The following is a 20,550-nucleotide window of genomic DNA, read 5'->3' on the forward strand; positions in this document are numbered from 1 at the left end:
CAATAGAGAACATCCGTACTTATGCACAATTTGTGGATAACATGTGTGTAACTTAAGATAAAACTATATATAGTATGATTGTTATGCACAGTGCTGTGGACAACTAAGTTTTTGAATTGTGGACAATGTGGATAAACCTGTTGATAGATTGATATAACTCGTTTTTCTTTGTGAATAAATATGTGGAGAAAAATTATTGCAAAATAGCACTTGACCAACATATATGTACACCATACGACAGACATTCAATGAAAAATTAATATAAAGGAAGGATTAATACTAAAATTGTAGAATTTTAGTAGTCAGGGAGAAAATACCAAGATTAGAAAGCAAAGTGTTGAAAAAGAAAAGGTAGTGAAGCCAAAACAAAATTGGTTACACTACCTTTTTTCTTTAAGTCGCTATTTCTTCCAGTTGTTCCTGTAATTCCAACCACTCATTGGATAAGTTATCTTGTTTTTCCTTCAATTGATCGAGTTCCATTTGTAATTGTTGAACAGCTTCATGGTCTTGGAAAATCTCCGGTTCACATAGCTTTTCTTCGATTATCGTAATTTCCGCGTCCACCGTCGGCATCTGACTTTCTAATTCCTCTAGCTGACGTCGAAGCTGGCGTTCTTTTTTCTTAGCTTCTTTATCTATAGTGGATGTGTTCACTTTGGTAACTACCGTATTTTCCACGACAGCATTTTCTAAAGCAAGCTCTTCCATTTCTTCTTTTTTCTCTAAGTAGTAGTCGTAGTCTCCAAGGAACAGGGTTGCATCATCACTTGCTAACTCAATCACTTTTGTTGCTATTCGGTTAATGAAATAACGGTCATGGGATACGAATATAATCGTCCCTGGGAAATCAAGTAATGCATTTTCGAGAACCTCTTTACTGTCTAAGTCTAGATGGTTAGTAGGCTCATCGAGTACAAGGGTGTTCGCTTTTAAAAGCATGAGCTTGGCAAGTGCAAGTCTAGCTTTTTCACCACCAGACAGTGTAGATACCGTTTTTTGTACATCATCTCCCGTAAATAAGAATCGACCTAATACGTTACGGATATCTCGCTCATTCATCAATGGCCATTCATCCCACAGTTCTAACAAAGCTGTCTTATTGCCAGTCAGTGCTGCTTGTTCTTGGTCATAATAACCAAATTGGACATTTGTTCCATATTGAATTTTGCCTCCAGCAGCTTCCAGTTGTTTCATAATGGTTTTTAGTAAAGTCGATTTTCCAACTCCATTTGGTCCAACAAGTGCAATTCGATCCTGTTTGTACACAGAAAAGGATATGTTAGATGAAACTGTATTGTTTGGATAACCGACTGCAATTTCCTCTAGGCGGAGAACGTCATTCCCACTAGGTCGGTCGATAGTAAATCCGAATGAAGCAGATTTTTCATCGCCATCTGGGGAATCCATCCAGTCTGTTTTTTCAATAACCTTCCGTCTAGATTGGGCCATTTTAGTCGTAGAGGCACGAGCTAGGTTTTTACTAACAAACTCCTCTAGCTTTGCTTTTTCCTCTTGCTGTTTTTCATATTTCTTACTATCTAATTCATAGTTTTTTGCTTTTTGCGTTAAGTAAGAGCTATAGTTTCCAACAAATCTTGCTACATTATGACGAGATACCTCATACACAAAGGTAACTACCTGATCTAAAAAGTAACGATCATGCGATACGATAAGAACAGCACCATTATAATTCTTTAAATAATTTTCTAAAAAGCTTAATGTTTGAATGTCCAAATGATTGGTAGGCTCATCGAGGATGAGTAAGTCTGGCTTACTTAAAAGCATTTTAGCTAATGCTAGTCTCGTTTTTTGACCACCAGATAATGCTTGTACTGGCTTCTCATAATCTTCTGGGAAGAACTGCATGCCATGTAGGATAGATCGAATATCAGATTCGAAGCGATAACCACCAGCTTCATTGAAAGCTAATTGCAATTCATCGTACGTTGCTGCCACTCTTGCATAAGCCTCGGTATCTTCATATACAGAAGGATCAGCCATCTGTGATTCTAAGGAACGAAGCTCTTTTTCTGAGTTAATGAGATGACTAAAAATAGTCTTCATTTCGTCCCAAATAGTCAGCTTAGATTCTAGACCTGCATGTTGCTCTAGATAGCCAAGACGAATATTTTTGGGCATAATGATTTCGCCTGAATCGTATGACATTTCACCAGCAATTATTTTAAGTAAAGTAGATTTTCCAGCACCGTTTCTGCCAACAAGGGCGACCCGGTCTCTGTCCTGAATCTCTAGCTTTACGTTTGTTAATATATCTTCACCGTTAAAGGATTTTGTTATTTGATTGACTTGTAAAACGATCACAGTATTCGCACCTCAATTCTAACTTAAGTGTAATAGATAGGGCTTGTTGTTGCAACGCCATAGCTTTACAATGGTAGAAATGTCTAGTAAGATAAAAACGATTTGTTTGACTAAACTAGGAGGATTTTTATGAAACCAGATATACCAAGAATTCCTCAAGCAACTACAAAAAGACTTCCATTATATTATAGATTTTTACAAAGCTTTGATAATGCTGGACATAAAAGAGTTTCTTCACAGGAATTGAGTGAAGCGATGAAGATTGATTCCGCAACAATTAGAAGAGATTTCTCTCATTTTGGTGCTCTCGGGAAAAAGGGTTACGGCTACGAAGTACCAACGTTACTGGAGTTTTTCCGTAAAACACTAGATCAGGATGAGGCAGCGAATGTCGCACTTATTGGTGTTGGTAGTTTGGGAACTGCTTTCTTGAAGTATAACTTCCAAAAAAATCATAACACTAAGATTGTTGTAGCTTTTGATACAAAGGCACCTGTTGAGGGAACGACTATTAGTGATATACCTGTATATCATTCTAGTGTTATGCTAGAAAAACTAGAGGAATATGGAATTGAGTTAGTTATTTTCACTTTACCGAGTAGATCAGCACAGCAAGTAGCAGACCAACTAGGGACTTCGTCTATTAAAGGGATACTAAACTTTACACCAATTCGTATTCAAACAACGGATGCGATCCGAGTACACACAATTGATTTATCTGTTGAATTGCAAACCTTGATTTATCTCATAAGAAACGAACATACTGAATAACTAAAGAAGCCTTTGACCACAATGCTAATGGGTCAAAGGCTTTTTATTGATGACTAGAAGTTATAGGAGTGTACTATTGAAAGAATATTAACTGCATATTGGAATATTGCTTCAAAAATTGCTGGATTTCATCTCCGTAAAATTGAACGAGTACAACGAATCCATTTAATAGCATATGGGAAATCATAGACGCAATAATCCTTTTCGTCTTGTAATAGATAAAGGAGAATATAAATCCTGATACTGCATATAGTAGTATGTGCGTAAAGTCAAAGTGAATAATTCCAAATACAATCGCACTAACAGAAGCAGCTACAAAGAAATTAGTTTTTGGTAATAATGTTCCGAAGATTATGCGTCTGAATATGAGCTCCTCTAAAATAGGAGCGAAAATAACGATGGAAAAAATAGCTAATGGTACAGCTTGGGCGATTTCGATAAACTGGGTTGTATTCTCTGATCCAGGATCCACACCAAACTTTTGTTCAATGTTAGCTGCATAAGCTTGACCTAAAAGGACTAGGAAAAAACCGATAACTCCCCAACCAACTGTTTGAAGGAGTGGACTAGACTTGCCTTTTAACGGTTTTAAGTAATTATTGTCTTTCTTAATAATGAACAAGGTGATTAATGTGGCGATCCCCATACTAAGAAATACCCACCATCCAGAAGCAATGAGGGCTGCATTTTCTATTTCCATAGTTTCTAATAACTTATAAAGAAGCGGTGCAAACACAGCTCCTGATAACTGCATAATACAATAAACAATTAAAATGTAGATACCGGTTTTTTGTTGTTTCATGAACAGTTTGATTCCTCTCTGTATGTACCTTCTCCTTTTATTGTATAGGAAATAGGAAATAAAAGAAAAAGATACCTTCTCACTTGCAAAATGTTCTGTGATTAATTATTATTATAAGTGTGTTAGCACTCAAAGAGTAAGAGTGCTAATAATATTACATTTTACTATTTTAGGGAGGTAGTTTCACTTGTTAAGACCATTAGGTGATCGTATCATAATCGAATTAATCGAAGCTGAGGAAAAAACAGCATCTGGCATCGTACTTCCAGACTCTGCTAAAGAAAAACCGCAAGAAGGAAAAATTGTTGCTATAGGTACTGGACGAGTACTTGAAAACGGCACTCGCGTTGAACTTGACGTTAAAGAGGGAGACCGTATCATCTTCTCTAAATATTCAGGTACAGAAGTGAAATATGACAACAATGACTTTTTAATATTACGCGAAAGCGATGTACTAGCTGTAATTGGCTAATAATAAAACTTCACAAAATATATTCAGGAGGTAACTATACACATGGCTAAAGAAATTAAATTCAGTGAAGACGCTCGTAGTGCAATGCTACGTGGAGTGGATAAACTTGCAGATGCTGTTAAAGTAACACTTGGACCAAAAGGACGTAACGTTGTTCTAGAGAAAAAATTTGGTTCACCACTTATTACTAATGATGGTGTAACAATTGCAAAAGATATCGAATTGGAAGATGCATTCGAAAACATGGGTGCTAAATTAGTGGCAGAAGTTGCTTCTAAAACAAACGATATCGCTGGTGACGGTACAACAACTGCTACAGTACTTGCACAATCCATGATTCGTGAAGGATTGAAAAACGTAACAGCTGGTGCTAACCCAGTAGGGATCCGTAAAGGTATTGACCTTGCAGTTGCTGCAGCAGTTACAGAACTAAAAGCAATCTCTAAACAAATCGAAGGCAAAGAGTCTATTGCTCAAGTTGCAGCTATATCTTCAGGTGATTCTGAAGTTGGTGAACTAATCGCTGAAGCAATGGAACGCGTTGGTAACGACGGTGTTATTACTATTGAAGAATCTAAAGGGTTTACAACTGAACTTGATGTAGTAGAAGGTATGCAATTCGATCGTGGATATGCATCTCCTTATATGGTGACAGATTCAGATAAAATGGAAGCTATTTTAGATAATCCATATATTTTAATTACTGATAAAAAAATCACAAGCATTCAAGAAATTCTTCCTGTGCTTGAGCAAGTAGTTCAACAAGGCAAGCCACTTTTACTAATCTCTGAGGACGTAGAAGGAGAAGCACTTGCTACTCTAGTGTTAAACAAATTACGTGGAACATTCAATGCTGTAGCTGTTAAAGCTCCAGGATTTGGTGACCGTCGTAAAGCAATGCTAGAAGATATTGCCGTATTAACTGGTGCTGAAGTAATTACAGAAGATTTAGGTTTAGACTTAAAATCTGCTAATATTACACAGTTAGGTCGCGCTTCTAAAGTTGTTGTATCTAAAGACAATACGACAATCGTAGAAGGTAACGGAGATTCTGATCGCATCGCTGGTCGTGTAACACAAATCCGTTCTCAATTAGAAGACACAACATCTGAATTCGACAAAGAAAAACTACAAGAACGCCTTGCTAAATTAGCTGGTGGTGTAGCAGTAGTGAAAGTTGGAGCAGCTACAGAAACAGAACTAAAAGAACGTAAGCTTCGTATTGAGGATGCTTTAAACGCAACTCGCGCAGCTGTAGAAGAAGGTATCGTAGCTGGTGGTGGTACTGCACTAGTAAACGTATACAACAAAGTTGCAGAATTAGCAGAAACTAAAGAAGGCGACGTAGCAACTGGACTGAAAATTGTACTTCGTGCATTAGAAGAACCAGTTCGTCAAATCGCTAACAACGCAGGTCTTGAAGGATCTATCGTTGTAGATCGTTTGAAACGTGAAGAAGTTGGTATCGGCTTTAACGCAGCAACAGGCGAATGGGTGAACATGATCGAAGCTGGTATCGTAGATCCAACTAAAGTTACTCGTTCAGCACTTCAAAATGCTGCATCTGTTGCAGCATTATTCTTAACTACAGAAGCAGTAGTAGCAGATATTCCAGAACCAGCAGGCGGCGGCATGGGTATGCCTGACATGGGTGGAATGGGCGGCATGATGTAATAAGCCACTTCAACCCTTGATATATATGGGTTTGTATGTAAGGTGAAAGTGAAATGCTAACATTTTGCTAACACAGAGTATTATATTCGAGGCTTCTCATTAGTTGTGCAAACTTTTGGGAAGCTTCTTTTTTCATTTCTTTTGTAACGTGGAGATAGACATTCTTGGTGATTTGATCATCTGAAATGGCCAAGTCTATCCATGACTTGTTCGAGTGCGACACCTGCTTCTGCTAATAATGAAGTGTGCGTATGCCTTAATGAATGCGTTGAAATCGATTGGTTTAGTCAACCATTCCACTTATATAGGAACAGAGCCCCATCTGCGCCTCTAAATACTCTAAATAGGAAGGTCTTTCATCAATTCGCTGAATTGTTGAAAGACCTTTTTTCTTACTCTTTTATCCTTATGGCCATAGTTTCTACTCACTTTCTATTCACCTCATCTTTAGTGCTGTTACTAGGAAAAAAACGATAGTTTGGTGTTTATGCACTTTAATTTATATTAAATATTGATGCCTCTCTTTAATTCGCTGAATTTTGGAGAGGTATATTTTGTTCTGTTTTGGAAGGAGAAGAAGCATCTTTCAGTAAAATATAGTTATGGGAAGAGTAAAGTGAGTGAGTTTGAATCAAACTGTATTAAAACCAGTTCTCGCATATATTTTCTTTCGAGTAATGGGAAAGTGAGACTACAAGCAAGGATTTTTTCTATTTATATTACAAAGTAAGGAGTTATATAAAATGATATTTACTAATTGCAATAAGTTAGAGGAAATCAGACAGGCCCTCAATTCAAAGTTTTTTGAACGAGAGAATGAGGTTGAAGGAATTCTAGTTGCATTACTCTCTAGGCAGCATATGCTCATGATTGGTCCTGCAGGAACTGCAAAATCGGCATTGTCGAGTGAATTATCTAAAATTATAGAGGGATCTGCATATTTTCAATGGTTGCTGACAAAGTTCAGTACACCCGAGGAAGTATTTGGCCCATTGTCGTTAAAAGGTTTGGAACAGGGCGTATACCAACGGATTATTACATCTAAAATGCCGGAAGCGAATATAGTTTTCTTAGATGAAATCTTTAAAGCGAACTCTGCTATTCTGAATAGCTTACTTACGCTTATTAATGAAAGACTATTCTATAATAATGGGTCACCAGTTCAAGTTCCCTTGATGTCTGTAATAGGTGCTTCTAATGAATACCCTGAGGAAGAAGAAGGGCTTGATGCGCTATTTGATCGTTTCCTTTTGCGATTCGAGATTGACTTTATCGCAGATGAAACAAATTTTGTCTCGATGTTGAAAGCTGCTGGTCAAACTATACAAATGCCATTCATGACAATGGAAGAATTGCTGCATCTCCAGTTTTTGACCGATAGGGTAGTCATTCCTGACGAGGTATATAAAGCCCTATCGAAAATTCGTGTGGAGTTAAGGGATGAAGGAATTCGCCCATCAGATAGAAGGTTCAAGCAGTCATTGAGTGTTCTACAAGCGAAAGCAATGATTAACCAAAGGCAAGTTGTCCAGATGGATGATATCGCGATTCTTGAAAATGTTCTTTGGGAAAAGGTGGAGCAAAAAGATGCCGTGTCTTACATTATTCGGAACCATGCACATGACGTTATTACGCAAACTCTCTATTCCTTACAAAATGAAGCAAATGAAGTGTTCTACTCCATACTCCAGGATCAGTCACCAGAGACTGGAATGGAAGCGACTCAAAAAATGATGGTCTTAGTGGCTGATTTAAATAAGCTTAAAAATCAAAGTGAAAGTCGAAAGGCTGATATCGATGTCTTACTAAATAAAGTAACCTCGATGCAACATGAAATGTTGAATAGGATTTTAGAACCCTGTTATTTGGATAACCTAGGAGAAAAAAGATGTTCCACGAGTATCTTTTTTAAGATGTGAAAAGGGATGACCTCTGTGAAATCTCCTAAAAGTTACATCGAGAATCTTTCCGTATTGAACACGGACTCATTCGATAAAAGACGCTTCAGAGAAGTATTTGAGATGTCACCCGGTCTTCAAAAGGTTAGAGGTGAAGGTGTATTACCGATGTTCGAACCATTACTAGCTGACATTTGGGCATCATTATATAAGATGAAACCTGAAATTACGGAAAGTGATGTAGATAACATGCTTACGGTCAATAAAACACTCATGGAAAGAATTATGAAGGATGGATATTTTGTAGAATACCGGAACTTCACCCGATTGGATGATTTGTCGTCAGCTATTGCCACTGTGAAAATCGGAGAGAGGACGAACCAATGGCTGGTTGACCAAATACAGGAAGATGAAAAAATTCAGAAACAGATGCAGGAACTTCACATGATTCAAAGGAATTTTTTAAAGCAAAAGCGGCAAGAGTATATAGGAAAAGAACCTTTGGTGTCAGAAGAGAATCTTACAGAAGCGATGACCAAGTTTAATGAGAAATTGCAATGGATGCTTCAAATCAACAGTGACAGCTTTTCCCATGCATTGGTTCACGCTATGCAAGAAACAAAACAAGTGAAAGATAGTCTGAAGTCGTTGCTTGGTGGCTACAGTGCAGGGAATGGTGATGCAGAACTGAAAAAGATTCCTTTGCGTGACCAAATCTCATTAGCTGAAAAAATTGCATCTAATAAAAAGATGAAAGAAATTGCAGATTGGACTGGAAGATTTAAACAGATAGCTCGCAATAAGCAAAAGCCCAATAAAAGTGAATCAATAGAAAGAAGTGGGATTACGTTAGGCAACGATGTGGAAAGATTACTGCCGATAGAATTGGGCTTATATATACACCCAATAACTAAGAACGACTTCCTTCGTCGCTTTGTAGAAGGTCAGACAATGCAATATGAGCAAATAGGGAAAGAAGTATTGGGGAAAGGACCAATCATACTTTGTCTAGATCAATCGGGAAGTATGCAAAGGCTAGACACCCAATCCAAAGGTTTTACATTAGCTCTTATGTCAATTGCAAGAAAGCAAAGAAGGGATTTTTGTTTAATTTTGTTCTCTACCTCCACGCAGATTTTAACATTCGAAAAAGGAAAAATAAAAAGTTCAGATATGATCAATTTAGCCCAAACTTTCTTAGGTGGAGGTACGAACTTTGCGCTTCCGCTTGATGGAGCATTGAATGTAATAAATGAAAGCAAGTTTAAGCAAGCGGATATTGTGTTTGTAACAGACGGAGAAGATAAGGTTTCGGCTTCATTTCTTGAAGCATTTAATAGAAAGAAAAAGGAGAAGAATTTTAAAGTGCTAACCCTTGTAATAGGTTGCAGCATAGATACTGTTGAACAGTTTGCCGATAAGGTTATTAAAGTTAAAGATTTTGATGATGAAGGTAGTTTTACTGCGTTTGAAATATAAAAGAAAGCTTTCCATTTTGGCTCTTCTTTTCATTTGCTTTAATATAATAAAGCTATAACCACTTCACGTAAGTAGAGAGGTGGTTATTTTTTATGCTTTTAAAATACTATTAAATTTAACAAGGATGAATAGTAAGTTTCCTATATAGTAAAAATGAGTAATAACCAAATCAAAAATTTTGGTGAAGCCTGATATCTTTTAAAATTAACTAGCATTTAGTATGTTCGATGTGTTGATTATTGTATGATAATATTAGTACAGCTTAACTAACTCAATTTATTTATACAGTATGAAAATTAAGGAGAATGATATGTCCTGGAGCAAATTAAAACAAAATTTGGAGAGTTTTCTCAGTCCTGCATTACAAGGAAGAGTTGAATACCGTGCAACTAGCTACCGTTATTTACCCGATAAAGCAGGGAGTTGTTATATCGCGGTCGATAAAAAGAATGTCTTCAATATGAGCGATAGAACTACATTAATCAAATGGTATCAGGCAGAGCTAGAAATTAAGAATGACTCTGGTATACAAATTCCTATCAGTAATGAGGAAATCGAAGTATTGAGAAAAGAAACCAAGGGATTAGTTCCAGAGGATCGCCTACTAGTAATAGCAAGGAGCAGAAAGTTATCAGAATTGGCAAAGGAGCTTTTGTCAGCGCAGTCATCATTAAGCAAATCAAACTTTATCGTTGTAGCTAATAAGTTTTTATCCACTCCTCTAGAGGAAAGCCTAGAGAGCAATGATATTCTAATGAATATTCTAGCTTTGGTAGACAGACGGCTTGGAAAAAAACGAATTTTAAATATGGCTGAGAAGATTAAGCTAAAGCATCCAATCGTACAGTATTTTTATGCCATACGACTTAGTAAATTATGATGATAAATGACGATGTGAAAATTTATAATGACATTCAAAAGTTTAGCGACCTTTCATCCAAACATAGCTTTGGAGAGAGGTCTTTCTTCTTTTTTATATTTAAATATTTTAAATAATAGATTGTTTTAAATAGTCTAAGGAACACTGTTATTTTACGGCTAATTGCTATAGTATAAAATAAGAAATCTAAAATAAAGGTAGGATATAAATGGAGAATAAATGGAAGTTTGGTATACGTCCTAAGATTACCATCGGATACATCATTATTATTGTTTGTTTATTTGCTTCCGTGATTATATTAAACAATCAAATTCGTTCACTTCAGCAAGAAAGAAATTTTCTTCTTCAATATAATAATAAAGTAGAAACACTGACAAATAATGTAGAGAAATTTGTGATGGATATGCAGGCAGGTCAGCGTGGGTTTGTCATTACAGGAAATGAAATCTATTTAGAGCCTTACTACAAAGCAGCTGGTGAGTGGCAGATTGAATTCAAGGAACTGTATCAGTTAATGGCGGATAAACCAGATCAGCAACAAAAACTACAGGTGGTAAGAGAAACAACTGACCTGTGGATAGAGGAGGCTGGGGAGAACGCGATTAGACTGAAAAGGGACAATGATGATGCTGCTATTCAACAGTTCTATGCCAATGACCGTGGTCGTGAATACATGCAATCTATAAGAAATCAGTTTAACGACTTCCGTGAATCCGAAAGAGAGATTGCCCAAGTTAGGGCAGAGGAGTTAGATAAGCAAAATAATAATTTGACAGGAGGATTATTCGGTTTGCTTCTAACTGTTTCTATCATTGCAATAGTTATATCAAGCCAGGTTTCGAAATCAATTGTTAGGACTATTAATGATGTGACACAAACCATTAAAAAAATTGCCTCTAACAATGGTGATTTGAAAGAAAGAATACATGTAAATACGAATGATGAAATAAATGAACTTGCAAATGCAACCAATGATCTATTGGATAATTTGGATGGCAGAGAATGGTTGCAAACAAATCTTGCTGAAATTGTGACAAAATATCAAGGTGTTGCTTCTATAGAAGCACTTGCAAAAGTATTTATGTCTGAAATAGCTAAGATGACTAACTCTTCTTCTGGTGCATTTTATGTAAGAGAAATAGAGGATAACCGAAATCATTTCATAAAGAATGCCTCCTTTGCAGATAATAATTTCGAGAAGGATATTGGAAGAGAAAGTTTTCGAATTGGACAGGGGCTAATTGGGCAGTGTGTGCAAGAGAAACAAACCTTCATCTTTAATGAAATACCGGAAGATTATCGCTATATATCTACTGGTTTAGGGGAAGTACCTCCTCGTAGTATATTTATTGTTCCTATATTATTTGAAGGGGACGTCATAGCAGTGATGGAACTTGCTACTATGTCTGAATATAGTAAGCTACAGCAGGACTTAGTAAAACAAATTGTGGAGACCTTTGGATTATCGATTAATAGTGTCATAGGACGCATGGAAATTATTCGACTACTAAACGAATCTAGAGCGATGACAGAAGAATTACAAGTACAGTCTGAGGAATTACAAACTCAATCCGAAGAGCTTCAAATGCAAACGGAAGAATTAACACAAATTAATGAGCAGTTAGAAGAAAAAACAAAGGATGCGGAAACAAAAAACAAAGAGCTAGAGAAAATTAGGAAAGAATTAGAAGAAAAGGCAGAGCAACTTACCCTACATTCAAACTATAAATCAGAGTTTCTGGCGAATATGTCTCATGAACTCCGAACACCTTTGAATAGTATTCTGATATTATCGGAAATGCTAGCAGAAAACGATCAAGGACGTTTAACAGATGAGGATGCAGAGTTTGCAAATGTTATCCATTCTTCAGGAGAAGATTTACTCTCGCTAATAAACGACATCTTAGATCTTTCTAAGGTAGAGGCAGGTAAACTCGAAGTTCTATTTGAAGAAGTCAATTTAAGTGAGTTACCTCAACATATGGAGCATGTATTCTCGCCTATTGCACAGAAGAAAAATTTAGAATTTCATATTTTCAAAGAGGACGATGTAATAGACCTTTTCTTTACAGACGAAAAAAGGTTTCAGCAGATTTTAAAAAATCTTCTATCCAATGCCTTTAAATTCACGGAAGAAGGTTCCGTTGCATTAACGATTAAACAAATTGAGAACCAACTGCAAACAGAGGAAATGAGAGCAATAAGCAAAGATTGGTTGGAAGTAACGATAGCCGACACAGGTATTGGTATTCCTGCAGACAAGCATGAGCTGATTTTTGAGACATTCCAGCAAGCGGATGGTGCAACCGTTCGTAAGTTTGGTGGAACAGGTCTTGGTTTATCTATTTGTAAACAGTTTGCAAGGTTGCTTGGTGGTTGGATTACATTGCAAAGTGAAGAAGGTGTTGGGAGCGTATTTAAACTAGTTGTTCCAAGTCTTCCGAACGGCCTTATTCTAGATAAACATCTAAATATAGATTATTCAGAGGTAGCTGTAACACAGTCATCATACGAACCGTCCACAGCTTTTGTGTCAGATTTGGCTAGGCTTGATGTCCAGAAGCAAACTGTAATTGAAAAAGATGAAGTGTTAGTTTCATTGCATGATCACACGAATGTTTTCCAAAACAAAAATATTTTAATCGTTGATGATGATTACCGTAATATATACGCTCTTAAAACGGCCCTTGAAAAAAGGGGAGTGAATATCCTGGTAGCCAAAGATGGCATTGAATGCTTGGATATATTACAGGACAATACTGAAATTGATATAGTACTAATGGACATTATGATGCCGAATATGGATGGATATGAAGCAATGTATAGAATTAGAAACGATTTACAATTGAAAGAATTACCTGTAATAGCTTTAACAGCGAAGGCAATGAAGAATGATCGAGATAAGTGTTTGGAAGCTGGTGCTTCTGACTATATCAGTAAACCGCTAAATCTAGATCAACTATTCTCTGTTCTTCGAGTATGGTTAGTATCTTAAGGGAGTTTTAAAGATGGACAAGCAAGGTGAAAATATGAAACTTGAGGAAGTATATAAACAACATGAAGACTTGGAGATCGATTTCTTGCTGGAAGCCATCTATCGCTTATCAGGATTCGATTTTCGACAGTACAACCGATCTTCCATTTCTCGTCGTATTCACAATCGCATGAATATAAATGGCATTGAGACAGTTACCGGGTTACTAGAAAAAGTGATACATGAAGAGCACTTTTTAGAAAGCTTGCTAAATGATTTTTCCATCAACGTAACAGAAATGTTTCGTAATCCTAGCTTCTTTAAGACTTTTAGAAAAGAAGTAGTTCCTATTCTTCGCAAGTATCCAGAGATTCGAATTTGGCATGCAGGATGTGCAACGGGTGAAGAGGTATACTCCATGGCAATTTTGTTAGAAGAAGAAGGACTCAAGGACAAAGCAGTTATATATGCGACGGATATGAATGAACAAGTATTGGAAAAGGCAAGAAAAGGGGCCTTTCCTATCCAAAAAATGCAAGCATATACGAAAAACTATATGCTTGCAGGAGGAAATTACGCATTTTCTGAGTACTATAAAGCAGATGATCAATATGCTTATTTTCATCCATCTATACTAGAGAATATTATCTTTGCTCAGCATAATCTAGTGACAGATCAATCATTCAATGAGTTTCATGTTATTATATGCCGAAATGTCCTTATTTACTTTACTGCAGATCTCCAAGAACAGGTACAGCATCTATTCTATGAGAGTTTAAGCCCTCAAGGGTTCCTCGGATTGGGAGACAAAGAAACACTCCGTTTCTCTCAAGTCACGGAGAAGTATCAAGAAATAGCAGGGAATGAACGTATTTATCAAAGGGTTTGATAATGATTACTTTAGGATGTTTTAGGAGGAGTATTTACATTTACTTTTTAAGCTTCTAATCATAGCTGACTATCATATCTCTCCTAAGTTAACCAATAAATTTAAAAAAGCACAAATGTTGTAAAATAACATTTGTGCTTTTTTTTATATAAGAATGTACTTTTTAAATTATTCGTTGCATTTAATCATTAACACACACATATCGTCAGGTTGAGCAGTTTGTTGTTCTTTTGTTAATAGGTTATCAATCAATGACTGTGATTGTTTCCATCTTTTAGAAGCTAACTGTTCAAGTTTTTTTTCAGATTCTATTTCACAAGGATCCATAGCTTCTAGAACTCCGTCTGTATACAATATAATTTGTATATCTTTCTCGTACGTAATAATCTCTTTTTTAACCTCAATCTCATCGAAGAAACCAACTGCGCAGCTCCCTTTATCTAATGGAACCATTTTAGTATCGTCTACAAGTGCGAATCCCGGAGGATGACCAGCATTCACGTATTCAATCGTTTTCTTTTCTGTGTCTACGACCATATAGATAGCTGTAAAATAATAAGGGATTCCAATTTTTTCATTATGTAAAAGAAGCATATAACGATTTAATTCCTTAATAACTAGTTCCGGCTCTACTAATTGCTTAATAGACTCTCTTAGTACGGAGGATATAAACATACATACTAAGGAAGCCGAAATACCATGTCCCATCATGTCCAATAAAACGATCGCATATCGATTGTCACTTATTTTATGCCAATAGTACATATCTCCTGCAAGATTAAAAGAAGGAAGGTATGATACTTCGATTTGTATCTTTTCTTCTTTAAAAGGAGCGGTCAATAAACTTCTTTGGACATGTGTGGCCAAGTCTAGCTCGTATTGAATTTTGTTTTCATGTTGGGTATGCCAGTCAAGTTCTGCCTTTAATCGAAGGGCTACGCGAATACGTGCTAATAGCTCCACTTTGTTTATTGGCTTAGTTATATAATCGCTCCCACCAATATCAAGTGCTTCAGCTAGTTTGTTTTTATCTTCGAGTGCTGTTACAAAGATTATTTGGATATCTTTAAATCTCTCATTTTGTTTAATACGTTTACAAGCCTCAATGCCATCAATTTCGGGCATCATGATGTCTAGTAAAATTAAATCAACCGAATTAAAGGTTGGATTAGGGTGATCAAGTTGTAAATAGTCAAATAACATTTGAGCCGATGTTAGTGAAACTGTATCTTTATAACCAGCGCTATCTAATATTTTTTCTATTACAAATAGATTGACGGTATTGTCATCTACCAGTAAAATCGTCATTGGTTATTTCCCCCTGTAGTTTATAAAGATAGTTTTGTATTTTATCACTTAATAATATGAACTAATACTTTTTATCTCTTTATTATACAAAAGATTATACAGATACGGTATTTAAAAGATTAATGCTTCAATTTAAAATTGAGTTCAATAATTTTGTGTTGAAAGGAGTGTTTTATTATGGGTATTTATCACTATGATGATATAGTTACTGTTCCACAAGAATTTAGCTTCAGTGAAAATATTAGATATATGTTAAGGTCTTCCAACGAGTGCTTGTTCGAAATCAGGGACGATAAAGTCACAAAGCCAATTCACAGATACGGTTCCATTGGTTGAAATTAGCGAGAATGTTGACGGAAATATTGGTATTTGTTTTTTAGGGGACTCCTCAGTAGTGAGCGAAAAGGTGCGTGACGAGGTACATCACTATGTAAGGGAATGGTTTGATTTAGATACTGATTTAAGACCTTTTTATGAAATGGCTAAAAAAGATAACTTACTACATCATCCAGTGAATGAGTTTTATGGGCTTCGTAATATTGGGATTCCAGATTTATTTGAAGCTATAGTATGGGGAATTCTTGGACAACAAATCAATCTTGCATATACATATACATTAAAAAGAAGAATGGTAGAAATATTCGGGGATATTGCTAATTTAACCGGTACAGTAGATAAACCAACAAAAGAAGAAATATCAAAACTAGAAGTCCCATTGAGGGGCTGGGAGTCATATGCAACCTTTTATTTATGGAGATTCTTATATTGAATCGAAGATGTTCTTAAGTTCGTTGATATGAAAAGAACTAAATAAGCCTCCAATCAATTCACTGAATTGGTCGGGGCTTTTTGTATAGAATATATCACACAGTACTGGAAACTTTCATTTTTGAGTGAACACTGTTTGAAATCTCTTCCAATATGGATTCAAAGGAAGTATTTAAAGAATATGCCAGTTCTCTATACAGAATGTTTTGAACGGAAATCAATAGTTTCAAGTCCTGGTCAACTAATTTTTTATTTTCCAACTGGGCATCATACTTTTTTCGTAAAAGTGTATTTACTACTTTTGCGAGCCCTTTTCGATTACCACTTTTAATAATCTCAGAGTAAGTTTTTGTACGTTGTTTACTATCTTCAATCCACTCAATACCCGATGAGCCAAAGGAATTTAATATTGTTTTAGCCTCAGCTTGATCAAGGAGTTCAAGCATAGCTACCGCTTTACTATTGACCGGAGTGCTTATCGATAACTTCAGATTGTCTAATGGGTGTAAAACATAATATTTCTTTGTAATATCGAAATAAGTTTTTTCACAAATATCATCTATCTGACATATGCCATGAGTAGAATAAACAATTAGTTCGCCAACTTTAAACATTTACATGCTCCTCTAAAGAATATTGTCAACTAAGTTAACTAAGCTAATTATAACCCAAATATAAAAATAGTCAACTTAGTTGACGATTTGATAGAGTGCTTGTATATTTGTAAAGGACATTATTGAACGGGGGAAAGTGCTTGAATTTCGAGATAAATGATTTAGATTTATTTGATCTAATAAGTGAGAGGAATCTTATGATTCGAAAGGTAACAGAAGAATTATGGAATAGTAGCAATGATATCTATATATCTAATTCAGAGTGGTTCATCATCGCAAGAATATACAAAAAGAATCCGACCATATCCTCTATTAATAAACAAGTAAATATTACACGCCAGGCAACGCATAAGTTCATAAGAAGCTTAGAATCAAAGGGATTAGTGGAAGTTAATCAAGTAACACACAATAAAAAAGAAAAATGCATTCGGTTAACTACCTTAGGAGAAGCATGCTATGAAAAAAATGAATCCCTTAAGGCTGGATTAGAGAAAAAAATTGCAGATCAAATAGATAGAGAAAAGTTAGATGTATTCAAAGAAATATTGAAACTGGACTGGGGAATTTAATTTGGAACCCATTAAGATCATACAAGTCTAGTTTTAAAAATTGAAGACCACTCTCCATAATTAAATGGGTGAGTGGTCTTTTAACGTTGATGCTTTTTCTTTTTCATAGAATAATATAGGGATAAAAAGGGACCATTGGATGAACAGCTAGCTTTCTTACTTGGGAATTTATCGGTTATCAAAGTAACGGCCTTTTTTTCTAAAAATTATTCTAGAATATATTCAATAATATGGTGGTAGTCATAGTTATTTTATTTTAATTGAATGTAAAAAGTATTCAGAATATGAGTATATTAAAGTATTGTAATTGTATTATAATAATAGGGAGGGGGATTATAATGCATAATTCTTTAGAAGTTTCACAACGTCTTAAAATGACATTAACACCGGACCTAATACAAAATTTTGAAGTTTTGCAGTATTCGGGTGCAGAGTTGGAACGATATATTTTTGAAAAAGCAAACGATAATCCTCTAATACACGTGGAGGATTCGAAATTTCAAAAAAGTTATAAGGATGTTTTAGAACTAGCTTCTTTTTTTTCAAAAGATAGAGGTAGTGTCCGTATGGAAAAATATGATTCACTACAAACAAGGTTAGCGCAAAAGGAAAGTATTGATCCTTATCTATTAGAACAGATACCACTACATCAAAATTTATCTAAAACGGATATTAGCATTCTAAAATATTTAATTTATAGCTTAGATGACCGCTTATTTTTAGATGTAGATTTAGATGAGGTCGCAGAAAGGTTCAAAACAACAAATGACCACGTAGGAGTAATTTTAGAGTTATTGCAAACTTTCGAACCAGTAGGGGTAGGAGCAAGGAGTTTAATCGATTTTTTACTCATTCAAATTGATCGAGATTTAACAGCACCCCCACTTGCTGTAAATTTTGTGAAGTTCGATCTTGAAAATGCTGCTACACTTTCACTGAAACTATTAAGTAAGAAGTATAGTATTTCAATAAAAGAAGCACAGGAAACACTAAACTATATAAAAGGGTTAAATCGAGTGCCATTTTTGGGGTACATGTTTAATCCTGTACAATATATAATGCCTGATGCTGAGGTGATAAAGAGTAAGGAACAATGGATGATTCAATTAAATCAGAAATATTTACCGAGTGTTTCAATAAGTAAAACATACGTAGATTTATTACAATCCGACCCTACATGTAAAGAGTATTATCAAGACTGTTTAAAGGATGCACTATTATTAATTCAAGGAATCGAACAAAGAGACAAGACCCTCTACAGCTTAATTCGAGTAGTACTTGAAGAACAGCAAGGTTTTTTTGAAAAAGGGATGCAAGAAATTAAACCTATGCGTTTAAAGGACGTATCGATAATTCTTGGTGTTCATGAATCTACAATTAGCCGTACGATTAGAGGTAAATATATACGTACCCCACATGGTACTTATGCGTTACAGTCATTATTTACAAAAGGATTATTAAATAGTTCGGGTAAAATGGACTCAGTAAGCTACGTAAAGCGTCGTATTAAAGAGTTGATCAATAGCGAAAAACCAGACAATCGACTGGCAGATCAGGAAATTACAAATATTTTGGGAGCAGAAGGTATTCAAATTTCCCGTCGCACTGTGTCTAAATATCGTGAAGAATTAAATATTCTAAGTTCATCAAGGCGCATCTATTTATAAACCTACTTATACTGTGAAGCTCCGGCATGTTATTCTTGATATTTTTGTAGTTTTTTTACAATAGTAGATTGGCTAATACCAAGTGCCCTTGCAGCTTTCCTAGTCGTTTTGTACATAGCTATTTTTTCAAGAATAATCTTTCTTTCGACATCTTCCAGTATCTTTTTTAATGAATAGCTTTCTGTAAGATCAGGCTGTTCAGAAATGAACGGTAGGTCACTCCAAGTAATTTCATCTTGTTCAGAGGTAACAACAAGACGTTCGATCATGTTTTCTAATTCACGAATATTTCCAGGCCACGGTTGCTTTTGAAGAAGCTCGACAACACCAGGTTGGAAATACTTATCTAAATGGTATTTTTGGTTTGTACGATTTAAAATCATATGTGCAAGTGGTTTAATATCTTCTGTTCGTTCGCGTAAGGGTGGAATTTTAATAGGTACGATATTGAGCCGATAGTAAAGGTCCTCACGGAATTCACCGTTTCGAACACACTCTTCAAGGTTTTTGTTTGTTGCAGATACAATTCGGACGTTGATTTTAATTTCTTTTCTACCACCTACACGCCTAATTTCATGCTCTTGGAGGACGCGTAATAATTTCACCTGTAAATCAAGAGGCATGTCCCCAATTTCATCTAAAAAAACAGTTCCACCATTAGCCTCTTCAAAAAGACCAGGCTTTCCTTGGTCGCTTGCGCCGGTGAAGGCACCTTTTTCATAGCCAAATAATTCGGATTCAAGCAAATGTTGTGGTATGGCAGCACAATTGATTTTGATAAGTGGCTTATTAGCCCTTCGACTTTGTTGGTGAATTAGTTTGACGATAACTTCTTTTCCAACGCCTGATTCTCCTAGAATTAGGATGGAAGAATCTACTTTGGCAATTTTGGTGGCTAATTGGACAATAGATATAGTTTTAGGACTTGAAGCAATAATATCTTTTGAAACAGATGCAGCAGAGAGTACTTTAGGACTTTTTGCTAGCGATGTTTCGATTCTTGTTTGTTTGAGCGCAATTGAGAGCAACAAGTCTATTTTTAAATTGTTTAATTCTGAAATGTCCCGAACGTTTAGGACCACATAACTTAGTTGACCTTCCGTATCGAAAATGGGGTTTCCGGTAAGTAATCTTTCGGTACCTTGTATACTAACAACTTCAGTAATCGTCCGTTTTTCTTTCAGTACAAGCTCAGTCACTGATTTTGAAATAAAGCCTTTTTCAATGGCAGCTTTTGTGTTTTCTCCGATAAAATCTTCTCGTCTAAAAGCTGTAATTCTTTCGGCGGCTTTGTTCATCTCAAGTCCAATGCCATTTTTGTCTAGAATACAAATGCCATCAAAGCTATGTTGGAATGCAAGAAAATACAGGTTGTCGATTATCCTCACCTCATTTTAGAGTAGTCATAAGTAGTGTGATTCTTTTTAGAATCATTACATAGGCTATTATGAAATGTTATA

At 35.7% G+C, this 20,550-nt stretch carries 15 protein-coding genes and 2 pseudogenes; 11 read left to right on the forward strand and 6 right to left on the reverse strand.

All coding sequences use genetic code 11. From position 1 onward, the window contains the following. Positions 1-393 precede the first annotated feature (393 nt). Positions 394-2,325, reverse strand: a complete 1,932-nt coding sequence (locus tag BM260_RS15605) for an ABC-F family ATP-binding cassette domain-containing protein (RefSeq protein WP_093538279.1) — start codon at positions 2,323-2,325, stop codon at positions 394-396. Between the two features lie 129 nt (positions 2,326-2,454). On the opposite strand from BM260_RS15605, the gene BM260_RS15610 reads away from it, so the two are divergent. After that, entirely contained in the window at positions 2,455-3,096 is a 642-nt protein-coding gene (locus BM260_RS15610) for a redox-sensing transcriptional repressor Rex (RefSeq protein WP_093538280.1), read from the forward strand. 73 nt (positions 3,097-3,169) lie between these two features. On the opposite strand, the gene BM260_RS15615 is transcribed toward BM260_RS15610, so the two are convergent. Continuing rightward, the gene (locus tag BM260_RS15615) at positions 3,170-3,898 is read right to left on the reverse strand and encodes a CPBP family intramembrane glutamic endopeptidase (protein ID WP_093538281.1); all 729 of its coding nucleotides are present in this window, start codon (positions 3,896-3,898) and stop codon (positions 3,170-3,172) included. 187 nt (positions 3,899-4,085) lie between these two features. Between BM260_RS15615 and groES the strand changes: the two genes are divergently transcribed. Together groES and groL are read left to right on the forward strand one after the other, a co-directional pair. Beyond that, the gene (gene groES / locus BM260_RS15620; RefSeq protein ID WP_093538282.1) at positions 4,086-4,370 is read left to right on the forward strand and encodes a co-chaperone GroES; all 285 of its coding nucleotides are present in this window, start codon (positions 4,086-4,088) and stop codon (positions 4,368-4,370) included. A 42-nt stretch (positions 4,371-4,412) separates the two neighbouring features. After that, entirely contained in the window at positions 4,413-6,044 is a 1,632-nt protein-coding gene (groL, locus tag BM260_RS15625) for a chaperonin GroEL (RefSeq protein WP_093538283.1), read from the forward strand. A 67-nt stretch (positions 6,045-6,111) separates the two neighbouring features. On the opposite strand, the pseudogene BM260_RS18945 reads toward groL, so the two are convergent. Continuing rightward, a pseudogene (locus tag BM260_RS18945) lies at positions 6,112-6,313 on the reverse strand (tyrosine-type recombinase/integrase); the annotation flags it as partial. 474 nt (positions 6,314-6,787) lie between these two features. On the opposite strand from BM260_RS18945, the gene BM260_RS15635 reads away from it, so the two are divergent. The 5 genes from BM260_RS15635 (at position 6,788) to BM260_RS15655 (ending at position 14,164) form a co-directional block, all read left to right on the forward strand. After that, positions 6,788-7,963 (forward strand): AAA family ATPase, encoded by a 1,176-nt coding sequence (locus tag BM260_RS15635; protein WP_093538284.1) that lies wholly within the window; start codon positions 6,788-6,790, stop codon positions 7,961-7,963. Positions 7,964-7,969: 6 nt separating this feature from the next. Continuing rightward, positions 7,970-9,421 carry a vWA domain-containing protein gene (locus tag BM260_RS15640; RefSeq protein ID WP_093538285.1) on the forward strand — a complete coding sequence of 484 codons (1,452 nt, stop codon included), beginning with the start codon at positions 7,970-7,972 and terminating at the stop codon, positions 9,419-9,421. 310 nt (positions 9,422-9,731) lie between these two features. After that, complete coding sequence (locus BM260_RS15645) at positions 9,732-10,301, forward strand: SF0329 family protein (protein ID WP_093538286.1); 570 nt, start codon at positions 9,732-9,734, stop codon at positions 10,299-10,301. A gap of 208 nt (positions 10,302-10,509) precedes the next feature. Then, positions 10,510-13,296: a CHASE3 domain-containing protein gene (locus tag BM260_RS15650; RefSeq protein WP_093538287.1), complete on the forward strand. Its 2,787-nt coding sequence runs from the start codon at positions 10,510-10,512 to the stop codon at positions 13,294-13,296. Positions 13,297-13,309: 13 nt separating this feature from the next. Further along, positions 13,310-14,164: a CheR family methyltransferase gene (locus BM260_RS15655; protein WP_093538288.1), complete on the forward strand. Its 855-nt coding sequence runs from the start codon at positions 13,310-13,312 to the stop codon at positions 14,162-14,164. A gap of 168 nt (positions 14,165-14,332) precedes the next feature. Here the strand turns inward: BM260_RS15655 and BM260_RS15660 are convergent, their stop codons facing one another. Continuing rightward, positions 14,333-15,472 (reverse strand): SpoIIE family protein phosphatase, encoded by a 1,140-nt coding sequence (locus BM260_RS15660; RefSeq protein ID WP_093538289.1) that lies wholly within the window; start codon positions 15,470-15,472, stop codon positions 14,333-14,335. Positions 15,473-15,649: 177 nt separating this feature from the next. On the opposite strand from BM260_RS15660, the pseudogene BM260_RS15665 reads away from it, so the two are divergent. Further along, a pseudogene (locus BM260_RS15665) lies at positions 15,650-16,241 on the forward strand (DNA glycosylase). Between the two features lie 94 nt (positions 16,242-16,335). On the opposite strand, the gene BM260_RS15670 reads toward BM260_RS15665, so the two are convergent. Then, a complete protein-coding gene (locus BM260_RS15670; RefSeq protein WP_093538290.1) occupies positions 16,336-16,854 on the reverse strand; it encodes a CarD family transcriptional regulator in 519 nt (172 codons plus the stop codon). A gap of 197 nt (positions 16,855-17,051) precedes the next feature. On the opposite strand from BM260_RS15670, the gene BM260_RS15675 reads away from it, so the two are divergent. Beyond that, positions 17,052-17,423 carry a MarR family winged helix-turn-helix transcriptional regulator gene (locus tag BM260_RS15675; protein WP_093538357.1) on the forward strand — a complete coding sequence of 124 codons (372 nt, stop codon included), beginning with the start codon at positions 17,052-17,054 and terminating at the stop codon, positions 17,421-17,423. A gap of 338 nt (positions 17,424-17,761) precedes the next feature. Beyond that, positions 17,762-19,090, forward strand: coding sequence for an RNA polymerase factor sigma-54 (rpoN, locus tag BM260_RS15680; RefSeq protein ID WP_093538291.1), 1,329 nt, complete (start codon positions 17,762-17,764; stop codon positions 19,088-19,090). A gap of 29 nt (positions 19,091-19,119) precedes the next feature. Here rpoN and BM260_RS15685 read toward each other — a convergent pair whose 3' ends face one another. Further along, the gene (locus BM260_RS15685) at positions 19,120-20,478 is read right to left on the reverse strand and encodes a sigma-54 interaction domain-containing protein (RefSeq protein WP_245762759.1); all 1,359 of its coding nucleotides are present in this window, start codon (positions 20,476-20,478) and stop codon (positions 19,120-19,122) included. Positions 20,479-20,550: the final 72 nt, after the last annotated feature.

Origin of the sequence: Psychrobacillus psychrotolerans, assembly GCF_900115805.1 — a bacterium.
GTDB lineage: Bacteria > Bacillota > Bacilli > Bacillales_A > Planococcaceae > Psychrobacillus > Psychrobacillus psychrotolerans.

Coding starts and splice junctions, on each gene's coding strand:
- BM260_RS15670 (WP_093538290.1), bottom strand. CDS start 16,854: ATGTTTAAAGTTGGCGAACTAATTGTTTATTCTACTCATGGCATATGT.
- BM260_RS15640 (WP_093538285.1), top strand. CDS start 7,970: ATGACCTCTGTGAAATCTCCTAAAAGTTACATCGAGAATCTTTCCGTA.
- BM260_RS15650 (WP_093538287.1), top strand. CDS start 10,510: ATGGAGAATAAATGGAAGTTTGGTATACGTCCTAAGATTACCATCGGA.
- BM260_RS15660 (WP_093538289.1), bottom strand. CDS start 15,472: ATGACGATTTTACTGGTAGATGACAATACCGTCAATCTATTTGTAATA.
- BM260_RS15610 (WP_093538280.1), top strand. CDS start 2,455: ATGAAACCAGATATACCAAGAATTCCTCAAGCAACTACAAAAAGACTT.
- BM260_RS15635 (WP_093538284.1), top strand. CDS start 6,788: ATGATATTTACTAATTGCAATAAGTTAGAGGAAATCAGACAGGCCCTC.
- groL (WP_093538283.1), top strand. CDS start 4,413: ATGGCTAAAGAAATTAAATTCAGTGAAGACGCTCGTAGTGCAATGCTA.
- BM260_RS15645 (WP_093538286.1), top strand. CDS start 9,732: ATGTCCTGGAGCAAATTAAAACAAAATTTGGAGAGTTTTCTCAGTCCT.
- BM260_RS15615 (WP_093538281.1), bottom strand. CDS start 3,898: ATGAAACAACAAAAAACCGGTATCTACATTTTAATTGTTTATTGTATT.
- BM260_RS15655 (WP_093538288.1), top strand. CDS start 13,310: ATGGACAAGCAAGGTGAAAATATGAAACTTGAGGAAGTATATAAACAA.
- rpoN (WP_093538291.1), top strand. CDS start 17,762: ATGCATAATTCTTTAGAAGTTTCACAACGTCTTAAAATGACATTAACA.
- BM260_RS15675 (WP_093538357.1), top strand. CDS start 17,052: ATGATTCGAAAGGTAACAGAAGAATTATGGAATAGTAGCAATGATATC.